General features: G+C 41.9%; 1 protein-coding gene. It reads right to left on the bottom strand.

All coding sequences use genetic code 11. The features are described 5' to 3' along the window. Positions 1–26: 26 nt before the first annotated feature. Positions 27–1,093 (bottom strand): ISKra4 family transposase gene (locus VB740_RS18200; protein ID WP_323201359.1). Its coding sequence is split into 2 segments (ribosomal slippage): positions 27–937 and positions 937–1,093, totalling 1,068 coding nucleotides; the frame shifts between segments, so codons are not numbered across the junction. Positions 1,094–1,176 lie beyond the last annotated feature (83 nt).

Below are 1,176 nucleotides of genomic sequence, written 5' to 3' on the forward strand. Positions count from 1 at the left end.
GGGAGCATCTCACCTTTGCAAAAATATCAGTTAGAAAGCTGACCATTGAGATAGGCGGATCGAAGTTGTAGCATCCGAGGCACGTTTTCCAATTTCCACTGTGCGCCAGAAATTTTTAAACGCTTACCAATCTGTTTCACAGCTGATTCAACAGCACCAGAACCGATAGAACATAAGCCTTCTTGAGAAAGATACTCGTAGTTAACGATTCGTCGTGAATGCTTTTGAAGATAGTTGATGAAATTTTGGGCAGGCTTTTTTTTCAAATCGGCAAATAAAGCGATCGCTGATTCAATTTGACCCTGCCAAAGAAATGTCTCTGCGGCTTTGAGGCGTTTAAGCGACCCACCAACCTTGTAAAGATTTTCTTTGAGGTGATACCAATCCAAAATCTCCTGTCTAATAGTGGTGCTGCCAATTTCGTCAAACAGATTCCACACACCATCATGTCCATCCCCCAAGCAAATAAGGGGGAAAAGAAGACGTTGACTATTAACCCAATCTATCAAAGACAAGTTGTCTTGGAAGAATGTACCATAATAAATACCCTGTAAGCGAACGGCTTTGTAGTCTCGCCAATAACTTTCCGCACCTTTGATTTGAGAACGGATACGGACTTTTCCGCCATCGATGCTTAACTCTGAGACACCTTGTAAAGCTGTAGGCTCCTCAAACTCCTGCCGATGAACCAGTCGTTGCAAAGTGCTATGAGAGACCTTTATACCTGTTAATGCTTCAATGTCTTTTTCAGAATCTTGAAATGATTCATTCCCACTCAGCAGCAGGCAATTTTTTTCAAATAGTGGACTCAATTGGCTATAAGGCTTTAACCCCAAGATTTTTGCTTGCCTATCTGTCAGTTTTACTTGGCCTACAACGCTCTTGACTATTCTTGCTCTACCTTTTTCTGTGCCTGTGACTTGTTTAATAAAAAAAAAGCAATTTTTGGGCTGACTTGCTCTAGAACTTGAGTTCTTACTGCTTTTTCTAAACTCTCAAAGCTTCTTAGCTCTTCAGCTTGAGTGTTCCGATAAAGAATCTCTGCTGCTTCGAGCAAACAGGCTTCCAGACGTTGCGAGTCTTCAGGGGTCATAGGAGTTGCACTTGCTACTTGTGTCAAAGAGTGTAACTATCTTCCCTCACTTACACCTATATTTGCAAAGGTGAGATGCTCCC

The sequence above is a fragment of the Nostoc sp. UHCC 0251 genome (assembly GCF_034932245.1).
Classification (GTDB): domain Bacteria; phylum Cyanobacteriota; class Cyanobacteriia; order Cyanobacteriales; family Nostocaceae; genus Nostoc.